At 57.2% G+C, this 21625-nt stretch carries 18 protein-coding genes; 5 read left to right on the forward strand and 13 right to left on the reverse strand.

Going from position 1 to position 21625, the window contains the following annotated elements:
* Positions 1–1032: 1032 nt before the first annotated feature.
* The 11 genes from FCN80_RS22325 to zipA form a co-directional block, all read right to left on the reverse strand.
* On the reverse strand, positions 1033–2556 hold the full coding sequence (locus FCN80_RS22325; protein ID WP_136992553.1) for a DHA2 family efflux MFS transporter permease subunit: 1524 nt from the start codon (positions 2554–2556) through the stop codon (positions 1033–1035).
* Between the two features lie 15 nt (positions 2557–2571).
* Entirely contained in the window at positions 2572–3795 is a 1224-nt protein-coding gene (locus tag FCN80_RS22330; RefSeq protein ID WP_306767916.1) for an HlyD/EmrA/EmrK family protein, read from the reverse strand.
* Positions 3796–3806: 11 nt separating this feature from the next.
* Complete coding sequence (locus FCN80_RS22335) at positions 3807–5279, reverse strand: efflux transporter outer membrane subunit (RefSeq protein ID WP_136992554.1); 1473 nt, start codon at positions 5277–5279, stop codon at positions 3807–3809.
* Between the two features lie 15 nt (positions 5280–5294).
* Positions 5295–5741 carry a MarR family winged helix-turn-helix transcriptional regulator gene (locus FCN80_RS22340; RefSeq protein ID WP_136992555.1) on the reverse strand — a complete coding sequence of 149 codons (447 nt, stop codon included), beginning with the start codon at positions 5739–5741 and terminating at the stop codon, positions 5295–5297.
* A 445-nt stretch (positions 5742–6186) separates the two neighbouring features.
* Complete coding sequence (locus tag FCN80_RS22345) at positions 6187–6927, reverse strand: 4'-phosphopantetheinyl transferase family protein (RefSeq protein ID WP_136992556.1); 741 nt, start codon at positions 6925–6927, stop codon at positions 6187–6189.
* Between the two features lie 90 nt (positions 6928–7017).
* A complete protein-coding gene (gene eutC, locus FCN80_RS22350; RefSeq protein WP_136992557.1) occupies positions 7018–7869 on the reverse strand; it encodes an ethanolamine ammonia-lyase subunit EutC in 852 nt (283 codons plus the stop codon).
* A 19-nt stretch (positions 7870–7888) separates the two neighbouring features.
* Positions 7889–9265 carry an ethanolamine ammonia-lyase subunit EutB gene (locus FCN80_RS22355; protein WP_136992558.1) on the reverse strand — a complete coding sequence of 459 codons (1377 nt, stop codon included), beginning with the start codon at positions 9263–9265 and terminating at the stop codon, positions 7889–7891.
* A 14-nt stretch (positions 9266–9279) separates the two neighbouring features.
* Positions 9280–10665 (reverse strand): ethanolamine permease, encoded by a 1386-nt coding sequence (gene eat / locus FCN80_RS22360; RefSeq protein WP_136992559.1) that lies wholly within the window; start codon positions 10663–10665, stop codon positions 9280–9282.
* A 226-nt stretch (positions 10666–10891) separates the two neighbouring features.
* Positions 10892–11113 (reverse strand): DUF3820 family protein, encoded by a 222-nt coding sequence (locus FCN80_RS22365; RefSeq protein ID WP_136992560.1) that lies wholly within the window; start codon positions 11111–11113, stop codon positions 10892–10894.
* Between the two features lie 18 nt (positions 11114–11131).
* On the reverse strand, positions 11132–13162 hold the full coding sequence (gene ligA, locus FCN80_RS22370) for an NAD-dependent DNA ligase LigA (RefSeq protein WP_136992561.1): 2031 nt from the start codon (positions 13160–13162) through the stop codon (positions 11132–11134).
* A 68-nt stretch (positions 13163–13230) separates the two neighbouring features.
* Positions 13231–14214, reverse strand: coding sequence for a cell division protein ZipA (zipA, locus tag FCN80_RS22375; RefSeq protein WP_136992562.1), 984 nt, complete (start codon positions 14212–14214; stop codon positions 13231–13233).
* A 227-nt stretch (positions 14215–14441) separates the two neighbouring features.
* Here zipA and cysZ point away from each other — a divergent pair, with 227 nt between their 5' ends.
* The 5 genes from cysZ to crr all read left to right on the forward strand — a co-directional run bounded on the left by cysZ (position 14442) and on the right by crr (position 19387).
* The gene (cysZ, locus tag FCN80_RS22380) at positions 14442–15236 is read left to right on the forward strand and encodes a sulfate transporter CysZ (protein ID WP_136992563.1); all 795 of its coding nucleotides are present in this window, start codon (positions 14442–14444) and stop codon (positions 15234–15236) included.
* A 176-nt stretch (positions 15237–15412) separates the two neighbouring features.
* Positions 15413–16381, forward strand: a complete 969-nt coding sequence (gene cysK, locus FCN80_RS22385; protein WP_136992564.1) for a cysteine synthase A — start codon at positions 15413–15415, stop codon at positions 16379–16381.
* Between the two features lie 414 nt (positions 16382–16795).
* Positions 16796–17053 (forward strand): phosphocarrier protein Hpr, encoded by a 258-nt coding sequence (ptsH, locus tag FCN80_RS22390; protein WP_136992565.1) that lies wholly within the window; start codon positions 16796–16798, stop codon positions 17051–17053.
* Between the two features lie 56 nt (positions 17054–17109).
* On the forward strand, positions 17110–18837 hold the full coding sequence (gene ptsI, locus FCN80_RS22395) for a phosphoenolpyruvate-protein phosphotransferase PtsI (RefSeq protein ID WP_136992566.1): 1728 nt from the start codon (positions 17110–17112) through the stop codon (positions 18835–18837).
* Positions 18838–18877: 40 nt separating this feature from the next.
* The gene (crr, locus tag FCN80_RS22400) at positions 18878–19387 is read left to right on the forward strand and encodes a PTS glucose transporter subunit IIA (protein WP_136992567.1); all 510 of its coding nucleotides are present in this window, start codon (positions 18878–18880) and stop codon (positions 19385–19387) included.
* 124 nt (positions 19388–19511) lie between these two features.
* Here crr and FCN80_RS22405 read toward each other — a convergent pair whose 3' ends face one another.
* Both FCN80_RS22405 and FCN80_RS22410 read right to left on the reverse strand, forming a co-directional pair.
* Positions 19512–20867 carry an ATP-binding protein gene (locus FCN80_RS22405; RefSeq protein WP_136992568.1) on the reverse strand — a complete coding sequence of 452 codons (1356 nt, stop codon included), beginning with the start codon at positions 20865–20867 and terminating at the stop codon, positions 19512–19514.
* Positions 20867–21547 carry a response regulator transcription factor gene (locus FCN80_RS22410; RefSeq protein ID WP_136992569.1) on the reverse strand — a complete coding sequence of 227 codons (681 nt, stop codon included), beginning with the start codon at positions 21545–21547 and terminating at the stop codon, positions 20867–20869. Before FCN80_RS22410 ends, FCN80_RS22405 begins: the two co-directional genes overlap by 1 nt.
* Positions 21548–21625 lie beyond the last annotated feature (78 nt).

Here is a 21625-nt window from a genome sequence, read left to right on the forward strand (position 1 = left end):
TAAAAATCACTCACTTGAACTGTGATCATTAATTCCCCCCTTGCAGTTTTTCAAAATGGGCCTACAATAAGGCCCACGGTGATAGAGTGTTGTGTGATTTTATCTTGTTTTTCAGGAAGTTATAGTCCGAATCAGGATTCTGCACGACCCACCATTTACTTACCGCTGCTGTTCCCCATAACTCTCTTTCTCGTTTGTCCACACCTCATTTTTCGACGCTATTCTTGTGTCTGTTACTTTACCCGGTGGACATTCGATGGCCGGGACCCGGATTGGTCGCGTCGTTACCCCTGCTTTTACTTTTACGCGAGGTAGGCGCCTGGTCTGGGTAAACGGCTATTTTCCCCATTCGATAATCGGCGGACCGCCCCGGTAAACCCGCCCCGTGGCGATTTGCCTTGCGCGTTACCCGGATACTGCCGTAACACAAAGTCATAACGCGGCTATACTCCGGTGCGGCAGGGCGGGTCCGCCTCAGGCGGAGCGGGTTATGCCCCCTGGATATATAGCGTAATAACCCTGGGCGAGTGAATCAGTTATTAAATAGCTTACTATTTAATAGTTTTCGATTTAAATTCTTTTCCTCGGCCAAGGTCAGGCTTATCGGTTCACCCGACATAGCGCCGCGATTGCCTCTGTCAAGAAGCGCGTCCGCCGCCGTGCAAACCGCTGCCCCCGATCGCCAGGTAGCTTCTTTTCTCAAAGCCCTTAACGGCGCCGGCGGCAAGCCAATGTAACAGTTAACGCCGAAGGAAGCGCGCCAGGCGCTAACCGATGCGCAAGACGGCGCCGAACTGAAAGCGCACCTGCAATAATGCCGCGATGGGTTATACGGCGCAGTCATGCCTTACCGCCCATGTGCGGCGCGGTATCGCAATCCGGTTTGTTTAACGGCAATGGCGCCGGCGCCCCCTCGTCCCTCGCGAAGGCTGTTGGGCCAAAAAAATGACGCGCATCAGCGCGTCATCGCGAAAGCGGCGACATCAGCCGCTGCAAAATGCCCCAATGAGGGTGGCGCGGCGCGATGCGGAGCTAGTGCCCCGCCCCGCTGCCCGCCTGGGCGGTAAAAGGCGGTTTGGCGATGAAGATCACCAGAATCAGCGAAAGGAAAATCCAGCCCAACAGGGTGAAATAATCGACGGTGGAAAGCATATAGGCTTGCCCTTCCACCAGCCGGTCCAATTGCGCCCAGGTAGATTGACCGACTCCCCCCATCTGGTCGATATACGCCCGGGTGGCCGGACTGTAGGGCGTAATGTCCTCCGTCAGTATCGCATGATGAAATATTTCCCGGCGATGCCAGATCCAGGTGGTGAGCGAAGAGGCGAAACTGCCGCCCAATACCCGCAGGAATGTCGCCAGGCCGGAGCCGTCGGCAATCTCCCTCGGCGACAGGCTGGACAGCAGAATACTGGTGGTCGGCATAAAGAACAACGCGATGCCGATGCCCATAAAGCCCTGTATCATGGCGATGTGATAGAAATCCACCTCGGTATTAAAATCGGCCCGCATGAAACAGGAGACGGCGATCACCAGAAACGATCCGCCCGCCAGCAGGCGCAGGTCGAACACATGAGCGTAACGGCCCACCAACGGCGACAAAAATACCGGCAACAAGCCGATGGGCGCGGCCGCCATCCCTGCCCAGACCGCGGTATAGCCTAATTGGGTCTGCAACCACTGCGGCAACAGCAGATTGATGCCGAAGAAGCCGGAATAGCCCATCACCAGCGCCAGCGTGCCGAACGAAAAGTTTCGGTAGCGGAACAGCTTCAGATCCACAATGGGATGCTTATCGGTAAATTCCCAGATGACCAGCGCCACCAACGCGATGGTGGAAATGATCGTACCGATGATAATGAAATTGGATCCGAACCAATCCAGGTCGTTGCCCTTGTCCAGCACCACTTGCAGCACGCCGACGCCGACCACCAGCAACCCCAGTCCGACATAATCGATCGGCTGGTGTTCCACTTGTTCGGGCCGGTCCTTTAACTGCGCCAGGACCAGCATGGCGGCGAAAATCCCGATGGGCACATTGATAAAGAAGATCCAGGGCCAGGTATAGTTATCCGTGATCCAGCCGCCGGCCAGCGGGCCGACGATGGGCGCCACCACCGTAACCATTGCCAGTAGCGCCAGCGCCATCCCCCGTTTCATGGGGGGGTAAATGGACAGCAATAATGTCTGGGCCATGGGATACAGCGGCCCGGCGAAAAACCCCTGTAATGCGCGGAAAATCACCAGTTGCGACATGCTCCGGGAAATCCCGCACAAAAAAGAGGTCAAAATAAACAAGAGCACTGACGCCAAAAACAGTTTGGTCTCGCCGAAACGGCGAGACATCCACCCCGTCAACGGCAGGGCGATGGCGTTGGATACCGCAAACGAAGTGATGACCCAGGTTCCTTGTTCCGAGCTAACACCCAGGTTGCCGGATATGGTCGGCAATGCCACATTGGCGATGGTGGTATCCAACACTTGCATAAACGTCGCCAGCGACAGTCCGATGGTAGCCAGGACCAGGCTGGGCGGACGAAAAGATTGATCACTCATCGCGACGACTCCGCATTACTTTTGTTCCTGGCCGGCATCCCGGGCCTGTGAATTATTTTCATGGATAATGCGCGTGACCAGTTGATCCGCTTCCGCCAATTGATGATCGTAGACATCGGTGGAAAAACGGGGTTTCAACCGCGCATGGGGCGATAGCACCGCGCCGCTCTGATCGTGCAGATCCACTGTCACATCAGTGGAAAGCCCGATACGTAGCGGATATTTATCCAAATCCTTTTGATCCAGGTGGATACGAACCGGCAGGCGCTGAACAATTTTTATCCAGTTGCCGCTGGCGTTTTGCGCCGGCAACAGGGAAAACGCGCTACCGGTGCCAACCCCAAGACTTTCCACTTTTCCATGGTAGGTGACTTTATCGCCATACAAATCGGCGTCGATTTCCACCGGTTGACCAATTCGCATATCCACCAACTGGGTTTCCTTAAAGTTGGCGTCAACCCAGACATCATCCAGAGGCACAACCGCCATCAGCGCGGTACCGGGCTGCACGCGGCTGCCCACCTGTACCGAGCGCTTGGCCACATAGCCGCTGACCGGCGCCACCAAGGTGCTGCGCACGTGATCAAGATAAGCCTGGCGCAACTTCGCCGCCGCCGCTTTCACATCGGGATGGGTGGCGATGGTGGTGTCATCCACCAGGGCGGTCGTGGTATTCAATTGCTGTTGCGCGCCGCTTAAGGCGGTTTCCGCCGAGGTTAGGGCGTCACGGGCATGGGACAATTCTTCCTGGGAAATGGCCCCGTCGCGCGCCAGATTGGCCCGGCGATCATAGTCATCTTTGGCGCGTTGCAGTTCGATTTTGCGCGCCGCCAGCAACGATCGGTAATTCGCCACATTGCTGTATAAGCCGCGCACCTGACGGACCACCTGGGCCAGATTGGCTTCGGCGTTTTCCTGCGCGACGATGGTATCGCTCGGATCCAGGCGCACGAGTACCTGGCCTTTTTTGACGAAATCGCCGTCGTCGGCGGTAATGGAGGTCACCGTTCCGGCCACCTGGGGCGTGATTTGCACCAGATTGCCGTTCACATAGGCATCGTCGGTGCTTTCATAGAAACGGGCATCCAGCCAGTAGTAAAGTCCGAACGCCACGGCGGCCAGAACGACAATGGCCAGCAAAATCAGTAACAAAAATCGGCGTTTGCCCTGCCTCGGCGGCCGAGCGCCGGCTCCGCTTTGCTTGTCTGCTTGTTCAGCTTGGGTATTCATGTCAGCCATAAAAATTGTTCTCAGTATGCGTGATTTACGGCCACGGTTTTCGCGGCGGTCGAGGAAATGGGGGAGGAAGTAAAGCCGCCGCCCAGCGCCTGCATCAGCAAAATGGCGGTATCGGTGCGTTCGGCGTTCAAACTGGCCAACTGCCGCTCAGCCTGGATCAGTTGCTGCTGGACGCTCAGCGCATCGAGATAATTGCCGACCCCGGCGCTGTAGCGCTGCATGGCATTGTTCCAGGAGTCGTTGGCGATATCTCGGGCACGTTCTTGTTGCTGAATTTGCACATCCAGCGATTGCAGGCGGGTAATGGTATCGCCGATATCGCCCAGGGCGCGCACCAACGTCTGATTGTATTGCGCCACGGCTAAATCATAGGCGGCGTTGCTGCTGGCCAAATCGGCGCGCAGGCGTCCGCCGTCGAAGATGGGCAACGACAAGGCCGGCCCGATGCTGAAGTAGCGACTCGGCGTCCCGAACATGGCGTCGCCCAGCATGGATTTAATACCGGCGGCCGCACTCAAGTTCAGGTTGGGATAAAAGGCGGTGCGGCTAACTTTGATATCCTTGGATGCCGCCTCAACCCGCCAGCGTCCCGCCACCAAATCAGGACGGCGGCCAAGCAGTTCCGCCGGCAGATTCTCGGGAAGTCTGACCGCCTCGGGGGCGATCAGATGCGGGCGCGGCAACGACATCGCCCGGTCCGGACCCTGGCCGAGAAGCACTGCCAGCCGTATCCCGGCCGCGCGCACCTGTTGCTGGGCATCGGTAAGGGTGGCCTCCGCCGCGGCTTCCAAACTTTCGGTCTGCTGGTACTGGAATTTGCTATCCAGTCCCGACTGATAGCGCCTTGCCGCCAGCTTCAGCATGGTGCGCGTGCGCTCCAGATCTTTTTGCGCCAAATCCCGCTGGGCATAAGCCTCGCCCAGCGTGTTGTAGGCGCGCGCCACATCGGCGGCCAGGGTGAGACGGGCCGCCTGGCTATCCACTTCGGCGGCGTTGGCCCGTCCCACCGCGGCTTCCCACGCCGCGCGCTGGCCGCCCCACAGGTCAAAAGTGTAATTAAACTGCGCCGACAATGTGCGCACGGTACCGTAGTTTTGACCCAGGCCATAGGCGTAGGGATCGTCGGACTTGGTAATCCGCTCACGGGTGATGCCGCCACTGGCGTCCAGGGTGGGCATCCGGTTGGCTTCAGCGCCGAGTACGGCGGCGCTGGCCTGGCGAGCCCGCGCGTCGGCCACCTGCATATCCGGACTGGAGCTCAACGCTTGCCGGATCAATATGTCAAGCTGCGGATCCCCAAGACTCTTCCACCAATCGGTGGCCGGCCAAGCGGCGGAGGACAGCGTCACGTCCGCCAGCGTGCGTTCGCTGTGTAAATTGGCGACATCAAGCGTATGGCCCTGAGTATGTAAACCGTTAGGCCAGACACATCCCGCCAGAGCGAATGAACAGAACAGCGGCAAAAAACGAATGCGCAACGGCATGGTAACAATCACTCCTTACATTTCGGCATGAACCACCAACTTTTCCAGTAGGCGATCGAATTCACTAAGTTCGGCGGGAGTCAGGGGGGCCAGCAAATCGTTGAACGCCTTGACGGCGATGGTGGCGATTTCCTGGCAGAACTGTTGACCCTTATCGGTCAGAGCCAGATGGAATTGACGGCGATCGGTCCTGCTGCGCACCCGCTCAATCATGTTTTTATTTTCGAGTCGATCAAGCATGCGCGACATGGCGCCGCTGTCCAGCGAGATACAACGGCAAAGTTCCGCCGAGGTTATCACGCCATCCCGTTTCATCATCAACATCACCTTAAACTGCGCTGCCGTAATCTCGTAGGGGGTGAGGTAATGTTCAAGGAGACGATCTTTGCATAGGTTCAAACGATGAATGTGACGACCATAACGATAAACAGTCTCAATGTCATCCAAGGTAAAGTGACTCATGTAATTTGTGCCTAGGCAGCTATTAGGTTTGAAACTATACCGTCTGGTGCTTAGGTAAACAACCGTCAGTATTGTAACAAAATGTATCGTCCAACTTACAATTTCAGGAAAAGTACAAGTGTGTCGGGCAGGAAGATTATCTATACCTATCAGTACATTATTTCGCTCTTTACGCTTGACCCTTTCCGGATTCGGCGGTTGAGATTATTCAGGGCGCTGAGGGCTCTGAGACTTGGTGCGTCCGATTCTCCCATAACAAATGCGAAAGAGACATGACAAATGAACCTTAGCCGATGAAAAGGCACAATTAGTTCATCTTCATTAACATAAACCCCTCCTGCATGATTACCCAGAAACGACGACCCTTGGGGCCCTGCCACAGCCCCAGCGGTTTAAAGAGCCCTGAGTCGGTCGCGCTTGCCCGCCGCGGCGCACCCCCGGGCCGTCACGCATCGTCAAAGCTCAGCAAAGTCAGCACGTCCTTCGCCGAAACGGCATAACCGCACTCAAACCGCACGCCCGCCGGCAATTGCGGCATCAAGGCGGTGGTCAACTCCAGCGTCAGCCGCTGCTCGGCCACGGCCACGACTTGCGCATCAAGAAAGTCGAAAAAACGGTTTGTCAGCGGGAATAAGGCCTTGAACAAACTCTCCTTGGCGGAAAAAGCCAGGGTCAGTAAAACCGTGAACGGCTGCGGCAGGCCGCGCAAATAAACACACTCCGCCGCACTGATGATACCGGGCCAGATTTCCTCGGCGGCCGTCTCGGACAGCCGATGTTCAATATCCACCCCCACGCCGGACAAGGGCCGTTCGGCACAGAGACGACCGACGCACACCGCCAGCGAATCATGGTGGGTCAGCGAGCCTTGCATCTTTTCCGGCCAACGGGGGGCCCGGTGTTTGTCAGGCAACAGCGGATAATCCGCCATTCCCAGCGCATCAAGCACCTTGGCGGCGGTCGCCCGGCCAGCCAAGTATTCGGCCCGGCGTTTCACCACGGCGCCGGCCACGGATGACGGCGGGGTAATACCCAGGCGGCCATAGTCCTGGTCTTGAAACCGGCTGGCATCGAACCGGCAATGCCAGATAGTCAGCGGCGGACACGGAAAAGAAGCGCATCCAGGAGTGGGGCCGAAAGGCAGCCCCTCGGTTAACGACAGAATAAAAGGCGCGGAATGGCTCATAGCGAACGGTATTCTCAGACAATGGCGACGGATATGCTATCAGCATAGCGGTTCATGGCGCGATCCGCCCGCCGAAACGCCCGTCACCCCCTAGGATCGGCCGATGCGCGCCGGCGTCCCTCCACTGGCGTAAAGGGGCTTAACCAGACCATAGAGCGCCGGGTTGTCGCTTTCATCCTTAAGGTCGATGCCCGACAGGCGCCGCTGCCCGGCCTGTTCCAGCAACCAGGCCAACTTGAAAGCGGCCTGGGGATAATCCAACCCTTCGGGCCGGATATTCGAAATGCAGTTGCGCTCCGATTCCAAACGCCGGGTCGTCGGCGCCCAGGTGAAATAAATGCCCAGGCTGTCCGGCGAAGACAGGCCGGGACGTTCACCGATAAGAATCGCCACCGCTTTGGCGTTTAAACAGGCGCCGATATCGTCGCCGAGCGCGACCCTCGCTTGATGGGCCAGTACCACGGGACCCGGTTTGAGGCCCAGTTGATCCAGATACGGCCTGAACGCCCGGATAAACGGCGCGGCTTGGCGATGCACCGCCTTGGATGAAAGCCCGTCGCCTATCACCAGCAGAATATCCGATGACTTTTTCGGGTAGTCCTGCAATAGCCGCCGGCTGTCATCGCCCAACCGCCGCCCGAGATCAGGCCGGCACAGGAAAGTCGGCCGATCGGCCGCCGCGCTATGCACCCTGAGGGTATCAAGGCCATCCGATTCCAACTCCCGCGCCAAGGACTCGCTATCGAAAGGTTGATGCACCGCATCGCGGGCCTGCGCATGGGCCAGGCCGAACTTCAGCAATTCCCGCGTCGGCAGGCTGGAGCCGGCGCGGCCAAGGGCGATACGCGCCGCGGTATATTCGCGCAGGCTCTCCCAGGGATTTTCGTGTAGAAGAGTGCTTGGCGGCAACTTGCCGCTGTCGGACGGCACAAATTTGTTCATGCTTCGCTTCTCCGGTAATTCACTGCGGCAGGTGTTGCAGCAACGGATGGCGGTCGTTGGCATCGCGTAACAGCCCGTCGCCGTCAATGATTTGCATGCGCTTAAGCCAGGAAGAAAATTCCGGCGCATGCTTGAGGCCAAGCAGTTCCCGTATATATAGCGCGTCATGAAACGATGTGCTCTGATAGTTCAGCATGATATCGTCCGCGCCCGGCACGCCGATAAGAAACGTCACGCCGGCGGCGCCCAACAACGTTAACAGGGTGTCCATATCGTCCTGATCGGCTTCGGCATGATTGGTATAGCAAACATCACACCCCAGCGGCACCCCCAGCAGTTTGCCGCAGAAATGATCCTCGAGTCCCGCGCGAATGATCTGCTTACCGTCGTAGAGATATTCAGGGCCAATAAAACCGACCACCGTATTGATAAGCAGCGGTTTGAAATGCCGGGCGATGGCGTAGGCCCGGGCTTCGCAGGTCTGTTGATCCACGCCATGATGGGCATTGGCCGACAGGCAACTGCCCTGCCCGGTCTCAAAATACATGACATTATCGCCGATGGTGCCGCGGTGCAGGCTCAGCGCCGCTTGCCGCGCCTCTTCCAGCAACGCCAGGTTAATGCCGAAGCCGGCATTGGCCGCCTCGGTGCCGGCAATGGACTGAAAGACCAGATCCACCGGCGCCCCGCGCTCAATGAGCTTTAGCGTGTTGGTCACATGCGTTAGCACGCAAGATTGCGTGGGTATGGCAAAACGGCTTATTACATCATCAAGCATGTCATTGAGCTTTTCCAGTAGGGGCAGACTGTCGCTGGCCGGATTGACGCCGATGACCGCATCGCCGCAACCATACAGCAAGCCATCCAGCATGCTGGCGGCGATACCTTTCAGATCGTCGGTGGGATGGTTGGGCTGTAACCGGATGCTCATGTGGCCCGGCAAACCGATGGTATTGCGAAAACGCGTTACCACCCGGCATTTTTTGGCCGCCAGGATCAAGTCCTGATTACGCATGATTTTGCTGACCGCCGCCGCCATTTCCGGCGTAATCCCCGCCGAGACCTGGGCCAGACGACTGCTGTCGGTGCGTTCCGACAACAGCCAATCGCGGAAATCCCCCACGGTCAAATGGGCAATGGGCGCAAACGCCGTGCTGTCGTGACCGTCGATGATAAGACGGGTGACTTCGTCATTCTCATAGGGAATGACCGGTTGCTGCAAAAAGACGCCGAGCGGCACATCCGCCAGCGCAATGCGCGCCGCCATGCGCTCTTCGGCGCTGTCGGCGGCAATCTCGGCCAGGTAATCGCCAGAGCGCGGCGGCGAGGCCTTGGCCAGCAATTCCTTCAGATCAGCGAAACGGTACTGGCGCTGTCCCAATACGGCATGAAACATCGTTTCCTCCCGGATTACTCCGTTACCGTCAACTGCGCGTCCGGCGCCGCCGCGTCGCGGGCATGGCGGGTCAAACGGAAATAGGCGTAACCCAGCAGCATCATCACGGCGAAGATCAGGAACAGCAGTTGATTGTAATAAATCATGGCCACCAAACAAATAACCGCCATCACCAGGGCAAAAGCCGGGGCCAGCGGAAACAGCGGCGCCCGGAACGGCCGGGTCAGATTTGGCTCCAGACGACGTAGTCTAAACAGAGACGCCATGGAGATAATGTACATGACAATGGCGCCGAATACCGACATGGTAACGATATTTGCGGTCAGCGGCTGGCCGCCGATGATGATCAGCGAATCGGAGAAAATCGCCGCGATGCCCACCACGCCGCCGGCGATAATGCCCCAGTGCGGCGTGCGGAAGCGACGATTGACCCTGGAGAGGGGTTTTGGCAAATATCCGGCGCGCGCCAAGGCGAAAATCTGCCGCGAATAGCCCATGATGATACCGTGAAACGACGCGATAAGGCCAAACAGCCCCAACCACACCAACATATGCAGCCAACCGCTGCTGCCGCCGACGATAATCTTCATTGCCTGCGGCAACGGATCGTTGATATTGGCCAGTTTGGTCCAGTCGCCCACGCCGCCGGCAAAGAACATCACGCCCAGCGCCAGCGCGGTCAACGTCAGGATACCGCCAATGAAGGCCCGGGGAATGGTGCGCTGCGGGTCTTTGGCTTCTTCGGCGGCCATCGAGGCCCCCTCAATGGCCAAAAAGAACCAAATGGCAAACGGAATGGCGGCGAAGATGCCGGAAAACGCAGCCGGAGAGAAATGCTCGGCGCCGGCCCAACCGCCGTGGGTAAAGTGGGCTATATCGAAGCCCGGCGCCACCACCCCCATGAAGACCAGCAGTTCGAGGATCGCCAACAACGTGACCAGCAGCTCGAAAGTGGCGGCGATGCTCACGCCAAGAATGTTGAGCACCATAAAGACCAGATAGGCGCCAAGCGCCACCCAGCGTGGTTCCAGCGCCGGAAACTGCACGTTGAGGTAGGCGCCGATCGCCATGGCGATAGCCGGCGGCGCGAAAACGAATTCGACCAACGTGGCGAAACCGGCAATGAAACCGCCTGTGGGGCCGAATGCCCGGTAAGCGTAGGCGAACGGTCCGCCGGCATGGGGAATGGAGGTGCTCAATTCAGTAAAACTGAAAATGAAGGCGCAATACATGGCGGCAATCGCCAGTGCGGTAATGAGAAAGCCCAGCGTACCCGCCTGCGCCCAGCCATAACTCCAGCCGAAGTATTCCCCGGAGATCACCAACCCGACCGCAATACCCCATAAATGGAAACTGCCCAGGGTACGCTTTAACTCAGGTACCGCTTTTTTGTTTTGCATGGAATAGTCCTTAGCTACGTAAATATTTGTAAAGTAGCAAAGGACGTACCAAGTCAAGGGAATAAGCGGTAACGAATTGGTTCTACTAGATTTACTCTGGAATTGCGCTAAGTTGAATCGTTAGAGCACTTTTGTCGGCAAAGCCGTGATCTGTTCTGGTGCAGCCACTGCCTCTTGGCGTTCGCGCCGATCAGCAGCGGTGCAAATCCAGCGAAACTGCGGGAAATCATCGGCTATTTCGTTTCAGCGGCAGAATCAGCCCCTCCAGCCCCTCGATTTTAATGGTCAGCGTCATGGACATCAGTTCGCCCAGCCTGCCCGCGGGAAACTCCCCCTGGCGGTCAAACCAGAGCAGGTAAGGCTCGGGCAGGTCAATCAGCGCCCGCCCCTGATATTTGCCAAACGGCATTTCAGTATTGGCGATGGCAATCAGATCGTCTTTTTCCATAACTTTCCCTCCGGAGGGTCATTCCGATTCTCCCAGCAGCCGCATCATTTCCGTTTCATCAATGACGGGGATTTCCAGCTGTCGGGCCTTGGTCAGTTTGGAACCGGCCGCTTCGCCGGCGATAACCATATCCGTCTTGGCCGATACGCTGCCGCTGACCCTGGCGCCCAGGGCCATCAGCCGATCTTTGGCCTCATCCCGCGAAAGACCGCTCAAGGTGCCGGTCAGCACCACGGTTTTACCGCTAAAGACACTGGCGTCGTTTTGGGCCGCCGGTACCGGCGCCGGCCAGTGGATGCCTATAGCCGGGCTGAGTAATTCGTCGATGATATCCCGGTTATGGGTTTCTTCGAAAAAATTCACCACATGAGCCGCGACCACCGGGCCGATATCCGGTACGGCGGTAAGGGCGTCCATATCGGCGGCATACAGCGCTTGCGGCGTTTTGAATTCCGTCGCCAGGCTTACCGCCGTCGCCTCCCCCACTTCCCGAATACCCAAAGCGTATAAAAAGCGAGCAAAAGTGGTTTCCTTGGCGGCTTCCAAAGCTTCCAGCAGATTTTGCGCTGATTTGGGACCCATTCGTTCCAAACGCGTCAATACATCTTTGTTTAAACGGAACAGGTCGGCGGGCGTTTTGACCAGTTCACGCTCCACCAGTTGGTCGATGATTTTATCGCCCATGCCATCGACATCCAGCGCGCGGCGGGAAACGAAATGCTTGAGGGCTTCCTTGCGCTGCGCGGCGCAAACCAGGCCGGCGGTACAACGCGCCACCGCTTCGCCCTCCACCCGCTCAATATCCGAACCGCACACCGGACAGTGCGTGGGGAACACCACGACTCGGGCATCCGCCGGCCGCCGCTCCGTCACGACGCCGACCACTTGCGGAATCACGTCGCCGGCCCGGCGGATAATCACTGTATCGCCGATACGCAACCCCAGGCGTTCGATTTCGTCGGCATTGTGCAAGGTCGCATTGCTGACCATGGCCCCGGATACCAGCACCGGCTCCAGCCGGGCAACCGGCGTAACGGCGCCGGTACGGCCCACCTGAAATTCCACATCCCGCACCCTGGTCAGTTGTTCCTGCGCGGGGAATTTGTAGGCGATGGCCCAGCGTGGCGCCCGGGCCACGAACCCCAGCCGCTGCTGCAGTTCAAGGGAGTCGACCTTGACCACCACGCCGTCGATATCGAATCCCAACGATGGGCGATCCGTTTGAACGCGCCGATAAAAATCCAGTACCTGCCCGCTACCGGTGCGCCGTTCGACGCGATTGCTCACCGGCACGCCCCAGGACTTGAACAATTGCAGGCGTTCCCAATGGCTGGCGGGCAATTCGCCGTCTTCCAACAAGCCGACGCCGTAACAATAAAACGTCAGCGGGCGCTTCGCGGTCACGGACGGATCCAGTTGCCTTAACGAGCCAGCGGCGGCATTGCGGGGATTGGCGAACACTTTGCCGCCCTCCCGCGCGGCGGCCTCGTTAAGGCGATTAAAACCGGCCTCCGACATAAACACTTCGCCACGGATTTCCAAACGCCGGGGAATGGCCCCCACCCCATCGCGCAACCGCAAGGGGATCGTGCGGATAGTACGAACATTGGCGGTAATGTCCTCGCCGGTGGCGCCATCGCCGCGGGTGGCGGCGCGCACCAGTTCGCCATTTTCATACAACAGGCTGACCGCCAGACCATCCAGCTTCAGTTCGCAGCAAAACACCAGGTCATCGGCGCTTTTCAGCCGGTCCAGAATACGTTTGTTAAACGCCAGAAAACTTTCTTCGTCGAAGACATTGTCCAGGGAGAGCATGGGCACTTCATGCCGTACCTGGCCGAAAGCGGCCAGCGGCGCGCCGCCCACGCGCTGAGTGGGCGAATCGGCCGTCAGCAGTTCCGGATGCCGCGCTTCGAGCGCGCGCAGCTCCGCCATGAGCCGGTCGTATTCCGCATCCGGCACCTCTGGCGCGTCCAGGACAAAATAGCGGTATTCATGATGGCGCAACTGGGCGCGCAGCGCCTCGATTTTTTGATTGATCTCTTCCATAACCCACCATCAGCGAAAAAAACCCCCGCAAGCGGGGGCTGTATCGTCCGGCGCGAATCCCGAACACCTCAGGCGCCGCTGTTTTCCTCTAACACGTCGCGGATCCGCGCTTTGTAAATATCCAGTTTTTGCGGCGTCATCATCCGGCGATCGTCGTCAAGCACCACGCCGCCGCAATCATCGGCGATGCGCTGCGCCGATTGCAGCATCAGTTTAAAGTTTTGATGCGCGTCGCCGTAGGAAGGTACCATCATGAACATCGACACGCCCGGGGTGGTGAACCCGGCCATGGCCTCGGGGTCGAACGATCCCGGTTTGACCATATTGGCCAGGCTGAACAACACCGGACCGCTGCCGGCCGGATTAAGATGGCGATGGAAGATGTTCATCTCGCCAAACTGGAAACCGGCCTGCAATATGCTTTGCAACAGCTCTTCGCCGCCGATAAGCATGCCGTTATGCGCGGCCACATGCAGCACCAGCACCGCCTCTTTACGCTTTGCGGGTTCGGCGCTTTGCCGATCCGCCGGGTCCTGCGCCGCGGTAGCCGGCGAAGAGACATTTTCCTCGCCGTCGGCCGAGGTTTCATCATCGGCATCTTCAAACAGATCTTGCTGGCGGGCGGGTGCCGGCGGTTGCTCGCCCCGCGCGGCGGAACGGCGTGAGAAAAAGGGTTTGTGGCGGGATGGCGGCGCGGAGGCCTGGTCCGGCAAGTCGTCAAGCAGCGGATCGTCGGAGGGTAGCCCCGCGGCAAGAGAGGCGTCCGGCGCCGCGGACCCGGTCTCCTGTTCCCGCGATTCCTGCCCATCGATGCGGCCAATCACCGGATCCCGCGGGCGGATTTTGGTCACCCGCACCTCCCCGACGCCTTCGTCGCGCTCATCCAGTGGAGGCTCGTCTTGCTCCTGGCGATCCTGTTTCAGTCGTTTCACCGGCCGATCGCGAAAAACGGAAGAGCGTTCTTTGCGGCTGGTCCATAGGCCGTGCAAAAGTAACGCTATAATAGCGATCGCACCAACAACGATTAATATCAGACGCAAATCCTGCATCATTGCCATCTCAGTTGTGCTAATTCATTGCCACCGCGGCAAACATTTACTCCCTTAACTCTATTTGCCTGCGTAGACAAGTGCAAGTCCGCGCGGTACTTTCTCACCATAAAGATAGCGTCAGCACATTTTTTTGCTGTTTTTTCGAGCAAAACCGCCTAAACAGTAGAATTTAATGATAGCAGGTGCTTTGATTTTTCCTTTTACCGGTCAGAAAACGGCTTAATAAAATGCGCAACGATATAAAATCCCGCAGCGGTTTCCATTATTTCGCCCTCGGCTGGCGGCTTATCGCCCAGCCCGGCATCAAACGTTATGTGCTGCTGCCGCTGCTGGTCAATATCCTGCTGCTCGGCGGCGCCTTTTGGTGGCTTTACGCGCGCCTGCACGTATGGATCCCGCAGTTGATGCGCCATGTCCCGGACTGGCTGCAATGGCTGAGCTACCTGCTCTGGCCTTTGGTTATCCTCGCGGTGGTGCTGATCTTCAGCTATTTTTTCAGCACGCTGGCCAACGCTATCGCCGCGCCGTTCAGCGGATTGCTGGCGGAACGGCTGGAAGCGAACCTGACCGGACATCGGCTGCCCGACAGCGGCTGGACGGACCTGATCAGGGATCTGCCGCGGGTGATGCGGCGCGAGGGGTTAAAGCTGCGCTATTATCTCCCCCGGGCATTGATTCTGTTTTTGCTGCATTTCATACCCGGTTTCGGCCAGACCGTCGCGCCGGTGCTCTGGTTTTTCTTTGGCGCGTGGATGATGTCCATTCAGTATTGCGACTATCCTTTCGATAACCATAAAGTGGATTTCGCGGTGATGCGCGGCGCGCTACGGCGCTATCGGTTCCGCAATATGCAGTTCGGCGCAGCGGTGGGCCTGTGCACGGCGATCCCGGTTTTGAACCTGTTGATTATGCCGGTGGCGGTTTGCGGCGCCACGGCCATGTGGGTTGATCTTTATCGCGGCGATTTCGGCCTTGACATCGCCGGCGACCGGTCGGAAGGCACGTCGCCGGCGGGCCGCTGACGCCGCGGCCGGTCGCCGGTGGCGGCCTTACTGGAGGGCAGGCTGAAAACTTATGTCGTAATCACATATCGATATACTTTTCTTTCACTTCCGTCAGGTGCATGAAAGGGTATGCTCTGGTAAACATTCCCTAAATCAGCAAGCCTGATCAGCAAAAAACTGTTAAAGGACCGGTCATGAGCAACATTTATCAAGACAATTCCTACACCATCGGCCATACGCCGCTGGTTCGCCTTAATCGCATCGGCAATGGCCGTATTCTTGCCAAAGTCGAGTCGCGGAATCCGAGTTTCAGCGTAAAATGCCGGATCGGCGCCAATATGATTTGGGATGCGGAAAAACGCGGCGTATTGAAGCCGGGCGTGGAACTGGTGGAACCCACCAGCGGCAATACCGGTATCGCGCTGGCCTACGTCGCCGCCGCCCGCGGCTATAAGCTGACCCTGACCATGCCCGAAACCATGAGCATTGAGCGGCGTAAGCTTTTAAAGGCGCTGGGGGCCAACCTGGTGCTGACTGATGGTCCTAAGGGTATGAAAGGCGCAATAGCCAAGGCCGAGGAGATCGTCGCCACCGATCCGCAACACTATCTGATGTTGCAGCAGTTCAGCAATCCGGCTAACCCGGCTATCCATGAGCAAACCACCGGGCCGGAAATCTGGGCGGACACCGATGGCGAGCTGGACGTGTTCATCGCCGGCGTCGGCACCGGCGGCACACTGACGGGCGTGAGCCGCTATCTGAAAAACACCAAAGGCAAAGCCGTGATTTCCGTGGCGGTAGAACCCACGGATTCTCCGGTCATCACCCAGGCGCTGGCCGGTCAGGAAATCAAGCCCGGTCCGCACAAGATTCAGGGTATCGGCGCCGGTTTCATTCCGGGTAATCTCGATCTTGACCTGGTTGATCGGGTGGTGCAAATCACCAATGACGAGGCTATCCACACCGCCCGACGTCTGATGGAGGAAGAAGGCATCCTGGCCGGCATATCCTCCGGCGCCGCCGTGGCCGCCGCGCTGAAGTTGCAGGAAGAAGCGGAATTCGCGGATAAAACCATCGTGGTGATCCTGCCCTCTTCCGGCGAACGTTATCTGAGCACCGCGCTGTTTGCCGACCTGTTCACCGAAAAAGAATTACAGCAATAACCTCTTCTGGCCGTCGCTGGCTTTTAAGGCATAAAAAAGCGCCCTTGAGGCGCTTTTTTGTGGACTGGATCAAATTTTTAAGCCCCATATAAACGATTTGCTTGGCTCGGGCTTGTGTTTGAGCGGAGAATTATTTCGATGTATGAAATTAATCAGGCTATTAATTGTTCTGCTAGCTGAATCGATTAATGCGCTATGGATTTTCGACAAAAAACGGCATAATAATGAGTAGCCCGGCGGCATAAAGGCGCCTTTACAAATTGTGGCCAGAAATGCTTTTATACCGTTTTTTGCTCGCATACATCTTTGCCTTTGTAACATACTCAGGCACGAACCATATAGGCTAAAGTCGGTCTTTTACGCTAAACTTTAGACCCACAACATTGATATCACCTAAAAAGTTGGGGAAACATAATGTTCCAGCAAGAAGTTACAATTACTGCGCCTAACGGCCTCCATACCCGCCCCGCCGCCCAATTTGTTAAAGAAGCCAAAGGCTTTGCTTCGGACATCACCGTCAGTTCCAATGGCAAAAGCGCCAGCGCAAAAAGCCTCTTTAAGTTACAAACCCTGGGTTTGACTCAAGGAACGGTTGTTTCCATTATAGCCGAAGGCGAAGATGAGCAAAAAGCAGTGGAACATTTGGTCAAATTGATGGCAGAGCTAGAGTAAAACGGGCCCGGTCTCTTGGTAAGTCAACACGCGCAATGAGTGAGTAAGGTAGGGTTATGATTTCAGGCATTTTAGCATCACCGGGCATTGCCTTTGGCAAGGCGCTTTTATTGAAGGAAGATGATATCGTCATCAACCGGAAAAAAATTTCCGCCACCCAGGTCGACCAGGAAATCGAGCGTTTCCTCACCGGCCGTGCCAAGGCGTCCGCCCAGTTGGAAGCGATTAAAGCCAAAGCCGGCGCAACCTTCGGTGAAGAAAAGGAAGCCATCTTCGAAGGCCATATCATGTTGTTGGAAGACGAAGAGCTTGAGCAGGATATCATAGCCCTCATCAAAGACGAGCTGGCGTCAGCCGATGCCGCCGTCTACAACGTTATTGAGACCCAGGCCAAGGCGCTGGAGGAACTCGATGACGAATACCTTAAAGAACGCGCCACGGACGTACGCGATATCGGCAAGCGGTTGTTGAAGAACATACTCGGCATGCCGATTATCGATCTGAGCGCCATCAGCGAAGAAGTGATCCTGGTGGCGGGGGATTTGACGCCATCGGAAACCGCCCAGCTAAACCTGGACAAGGTGTTGGGCATCGTCACCGACTTGGGCGGCCGCACATCCCATACCTCCATTATGGCCCGTTCCCTGGAATTGCCCGCCATCGTCGGCACCGGCAATGTGACCCAGCAAGTGGCGAACGGCACCTTTATCATACTGGATGCGGTAAACAACCGTGTCTATATCGACCCCACGCCGGAACAAATTGAAGAAATCAAGGCGCTGCAAAGCCAGTATGTCGCCGAGAAAACCGAGCTGGCCAAGCTAAAAGATCTGCCCGCCATTACTCTCGACGGCCATCAGGTGGAAGTCTGCGCCAATATCGGCACCGTGCGCGATGTGGCCGGGGCAGAACGCAACGGCGCCGAGGGCGTCGGCTTGTATCGCACCGAATTCCTGTTCATGGATCGCGACAGTCTGCCTTCGGAAGAAGAGCAGTTCCAGGCCTACAAGGCCGTGGCGGAATCCCTGTCCACCGGCTCTATCATTGTGCGGACCATGGATATCGGCGGGGACAAGGACCTGCCTTACATGAATCTGCCCAAAGAGGACAACCCGTTCCTGGGCTGGCGCGCCATCCGCATCGTCCTGGACCGCAAAGAGATGCTGCATGCGCAACTGCGCGCCATCCTGCGGGCGTCGGCTTTTGGTAAGCTGCGCATCATGTATCCGATGATCATTTCGGTGGAAGAAGTTCGCACGCTCAAGGTCGAGCTGGAATTGCTAAAAACGCAATTACGCGAGGAAGGCAAAGCCTTCGACGAAAGCATTGAAGTGGGCGTTATGGTGGAAACGCCGGCCGCCGCGACCATCGCCCGGCATCTGGCCAAGGAAGTCGACTTTTTTAGTATTGGGACAAACGACTTAACTCAGTATACTCTGGCGGTGGATCGCGGTAACGAGTTAATTTCGCATCTTTATAACCCCATGGCTCCGGCTGTGTTGACTTTGATTAAACAGGTTATCGACGCATCCCATGCGGAAGGTAAATGGACAGGCATGTGTGGCGAGCTGGCGGGTGATGAACGTGCTACACTACTGTTATTAGGGATGGGGCTGGACGAGTTCAGCATGAGTGCTATCTCTATTCCGCGCATCAAGAAAGTTATACGTAATACTAACTATGGTGATGCAAAAGCGTTGGCAGAGGAAGCCTTGGCTCAACCAACCGCGGAAGAGCTGATGAATCTGGTGAACAAATTCATTAAAGAAAAAACGCTCTGCTGATTTCATGACGCTGACCCGTATAAATGCTTAGGAGAAGATCATGGGTTTGTTCGATAAATTGAAATCTCTGGTTTCCGATGACAAGAAAGACACGGGAAGCATTGAAATAGTCGCGCCGCTTTCCGGCGAAATCGTGAACATTGAAGATGTTCCCGATGTGGTTTTCGCCGAAAAAATCGTCGGTGACGGGATTGCCATTAAACCCAGTGGAAACAAGATGGTAGCACCGGTGGACGGGACCATCGGTAAAATCTTTGAAACCAACCATGCTTTTTCAATCGAATCGGACAGCGGTATCGAGCTTTTTGTCCATTTCGGTATCGATACCGTCGAACTCAAGGGCGAGGGATTCCAACGGATAGCCCAGGAAGGTCAGCGCGTCAAAAAGGGCGATGTGGTCATCGAATTCGATTTGCCGCTGCTGGAGGACAAAGCCAAATCCACGTTGACGCCGGTGGTGATTTCCAACATGGATGAAATAAAAGAACTGGTGAAATTGTCCGGCAGCGTCGTGGTCGGCGAAACCCCCATTATCCGCATTAAAAAATGATTTTCCGGCGGCCGCTTGGCCGTCAGCCACACAGCACAATAGGTTGACGACAACGGCGCCCCCGGGGCGCCGTTGTTATTTTTAGCGTAATCCGCGCAAGTCTAAGCGCCGCGATCACCGCACGCTAGCGCCGCCAGCGCGGTATGGCGACCCGGATCACCAATCCCCCGCCGGCGCCGTTATACGCCTCCACCTGCCCGCCGTGCGCCAAAACGACTTTACGGGTTATAGCCAGACCAAGGCCATAACCCTTGCCCATCATCGGCGAATTCACCCTGACGAAAGGATCGAACATACTGGACAGTTTATCTTCATCCACCCCCGGCCCCTGATCAGAGACGGTGATAATCAGCAACCCGTCCGAGCGGGACAGCGCGACGTCGACCCGCTGCCCATGACTGGAAAAGCGCAATGCATTGCGTATGATATTTTCAAAGCCCCGGCGCATCATCTCGGCATTGCCCTTAACGGTATAATCTTCCGGCTGGTCGGCGTTCAGCCGGATTTCAACGCCGGGGACCTGCGCTTCATAGCGGGCGTCGTTCACCACGGCCTCCACCAATCCCAGCAAGTCGAAATAATCCTCTCCCGCGCCATCCTGGTATTCCGATCGCGATAGCGCCAGCAGTTCGCCGATCATCTTATCCAAACGACCGGCTTCCTGTTCGATGCGATCCAGGGACGAGTCGACATTGCCCGGATTCTGATGGGCCAAACCAATGGCCAATTGCAGCCGGGCCAGCGGCGAACGCAACTCATGCGACACATCGTGCAATAAGACTTCCCTGGCGCTGACCAACACATGCAGCCGTTCAGCCATGGCGTCGAAATCCCTGGCGACATCGGTGATTTCATCATGCCTGCGCCGCATGACCGGATACAGACGCACGGTCAAATCGCCCTGCGCCACCCGGGCGAAAGCCTGACGCAGTTGCCTCATCGGCCGGCTCAGATTCCAGGCCAACAACAGGCTAAACAGCAACCCCACCATCATGCCCAACCAAAATAATGGGCTGGGCATATGCAGGATACTGCCGCGCGGACCGCTATGCGCGTTCCGGCGCACGGCCTCGCGGTCGTATTTTAGCAGATAGGTTTTCCCATCGGGCGCCGTCGCCAATCGGGTGGCCGGCGGAAGAGGCAAACCCGCCATGTCGGCGGGCGGCGCGGCGTTTGCGGGCGGGGCGGCGTCTACGGGCGGCGGTTCGGTCCCGTCAACCGGCGCGAAAGAAAAGATTCGCCGCTGTTCGGGGCGCCAATCAGCCATCAACGATTGCAATGCCGGCAGACCGCCGCTTTTTATCACCGATGCCGCCGAATCGAGCTGCAAGTTTTCCAGCCGCCGGGACATGCTTTCCTCCGGCGACTCGCGGTGATCGCCGTATAAAGCGAAGCCCACCCACAGCAGTTGGGTCATTAACAGAAAAATCAGCCAAAATCCCAGCAGGATCTTCCAGAAAAGCCGACCGCGATTCTGCATTAGCGGATACGGTAGCCGATACTGCGCACTGTTTCGATGCTCAGGCTGTTGCCCGTTAACGCCGCCAGTTTCTGCCGGATATTACTGATATGCACATCCACACTGCGATCGTAGGCCTCTCGGCGCCGCCCGAGCCCCTTTTCGGAAAGATCGTCTTTGGACACCACCCGATCGGGGGTGCGCATCAGCAACTCAAGGAGATTGAATTCGGATGCGGTCAGGTCAAAGGGTTTGCCCTGCCACAAACTGTTGCGGGTCGCCGGATTCAGCGTCAGATCGCCGTATGTCACCAGGCCGTTTTCCGCCGGGTCTTCCCGCTGTTCGTCAAACCGACGCAGCACCGCCCGCAGACGGGCCACCAGCTCGCGCGGATAACAGGGTTTGGGCATATAATCGTCCGCGCCCATTTCCAGTCCGATAACCCTGTCGATATTATCGCCTTTGGCGGTAAGCATGATAATGGGAATACGGCTGCTCCTGCGCACCTGGCGCAGCACATCAATGCCGCTCATATCCGGCAGCATGATATCCAGAATCATGGCGGTATAATCGTCGGACAAGGCGCCGTCTATTCCCTCCTGCCCGGACGAAACCCAGGATGTGACAAACCCCTCGGCGGTCAGGTAGTCGCTCAGCATCGTGCCAAGCTCCCTGTCATCATCAACCAGTAAGATGTTCATAAACTCTCTCCGCGATATTCCATTGAAACCGCAACAGTATGCGTCTGTCCCATTATGACGCAGACCGGCTTGATGCTG

It is taken from the genome of Martelella alba, assembly GCF_005217455.1.
GTDB lineage: Bacteria > Pseudomonadota > Gammaproteobacteria > Enterobacterales > Enterobacteriaceae > Acerihabitans.

Bases quoted from the DNA above. Each gene is read 5' to 3' on its own strand.
- eat (WP_136992559.1), bottom strand. From the start codon at position 10,665: ATGCAAAACAAAAAAGCGGTACCTGAGTTAAAGCGTACCCTGGGCAGT.
- FCN80_RS22325 (WP_136992553.1), bottom strand. From the start codon at position 2,556: ATGAGTGATCAATCTTTTCGTCCGCCCAGCCTGGTCCTGGCTACCATC.
- FCN80_RS22340 (WP_136992555.1), bottom strand. From the start codon at position 5,741: ATGAGTCACTTTACCTTGGATGACATTGAGACTGTTTATCGTTATGGT.
- ptsI (WP_136992566.1), top strand. From the start codon at position 17,110: ATGATTTCAGGCATTTTAGCATCACCGGGCATTGCCTTTGGCAAGGCG.
- zipA (WP_136992562.1), bottom strand. From the start codon at position 14,214: ATGATGCAGGATTTGCGTCTGATATTAATCGTTGTTGGTGCGATCGCT.
- cysK (WP_136992564.1), top strand. From the start codon at position 15,413: ATGAGCAACATTTATCAAGACAATTCCTACACCATCGGCCATACGCCG.
- cysZ (WP_136992563.1), top strand. From the start codon at position 14,442: ATGCGCAACGATATAAAATCCCGCAGCGGTTTCCATTATTTCGCCCTC.
- FCN80_RS22355 (WP_136992558.1), bottom strand. From the start codon at position 9,265: ATGTTTCATGCCGTATTGGGACAGCGCCAGTACCGTTTCGCTGATCTG.
- eutC (WP_136992557.1), bottom strand. From the start codon at position 7,869: ATGAACAAATTTGTGCCGTCCGACAGCGGCAAGTTGCCGCCAAGCACT.
- ligA (WP_136992561.1), bottom strand. From the start codon at position 13,162: ATGGAAGAGATCAATCAAAAAATCGAGGCGCTGCGCGCCCAGTTGCGC.
- FCN80_RS22345 (WP_136992556.1), bottom strand. From the start codon at position 6,927: ATGAGCCATTCCGCGCCTTTTATTCTGTCGTTAACCGAGGGGCTGCCT.
- FCN80_RS22330 (WP_306767916.1), bottom strand. From the start codon at position 3,795: ATGGCTGACATGAATACCCAAGCTGAACAAGCAGACAAGCAAAGCGGA.
- FCN80_RS22410 (WP_136992569.1), bottom strand. From the start codon at position 21,547: ATGAACATCTTACTGGTTGATGATGACAGGGAGCTTGGCACGATGCTG.
- ptsH (WP_136992565.1), top strand. From the start codon at position 16,796: ATGTTCCAGCAAGAAGTTACAATTACTGCGCCTAACGGCCTCCATACC.
- FCN80_RS22335 (WP_136992554.1), bottom strand. From the start codon at position 5,279: ATGCCGTTGCGCATTCGTTTTTTGCCGCTGTTCTGTTCATTCGCTCTG.
- FCN80_RS22405 (WP_136992568.1), bottom strand. From the start codon at position 20,867: ATGCAGAATCGCGGTCGGCTTTTCTGGAAGATCCTGCTGGGATTTTGG.
- FCN80_RS22365 (WP_136992560.1), bottom strand. From the start codon at position 11,113: ATGGAAAAAGACGATCTGATTGCCATCGCCAATACTGAAATGCCGTTT.
- crr (WP_136992567.1), top strand. From the start codon at position 18,878: ATGGGTTTGTTCGATAAATTGAAATCTCTGGTTTCCGATGACAAGAAA.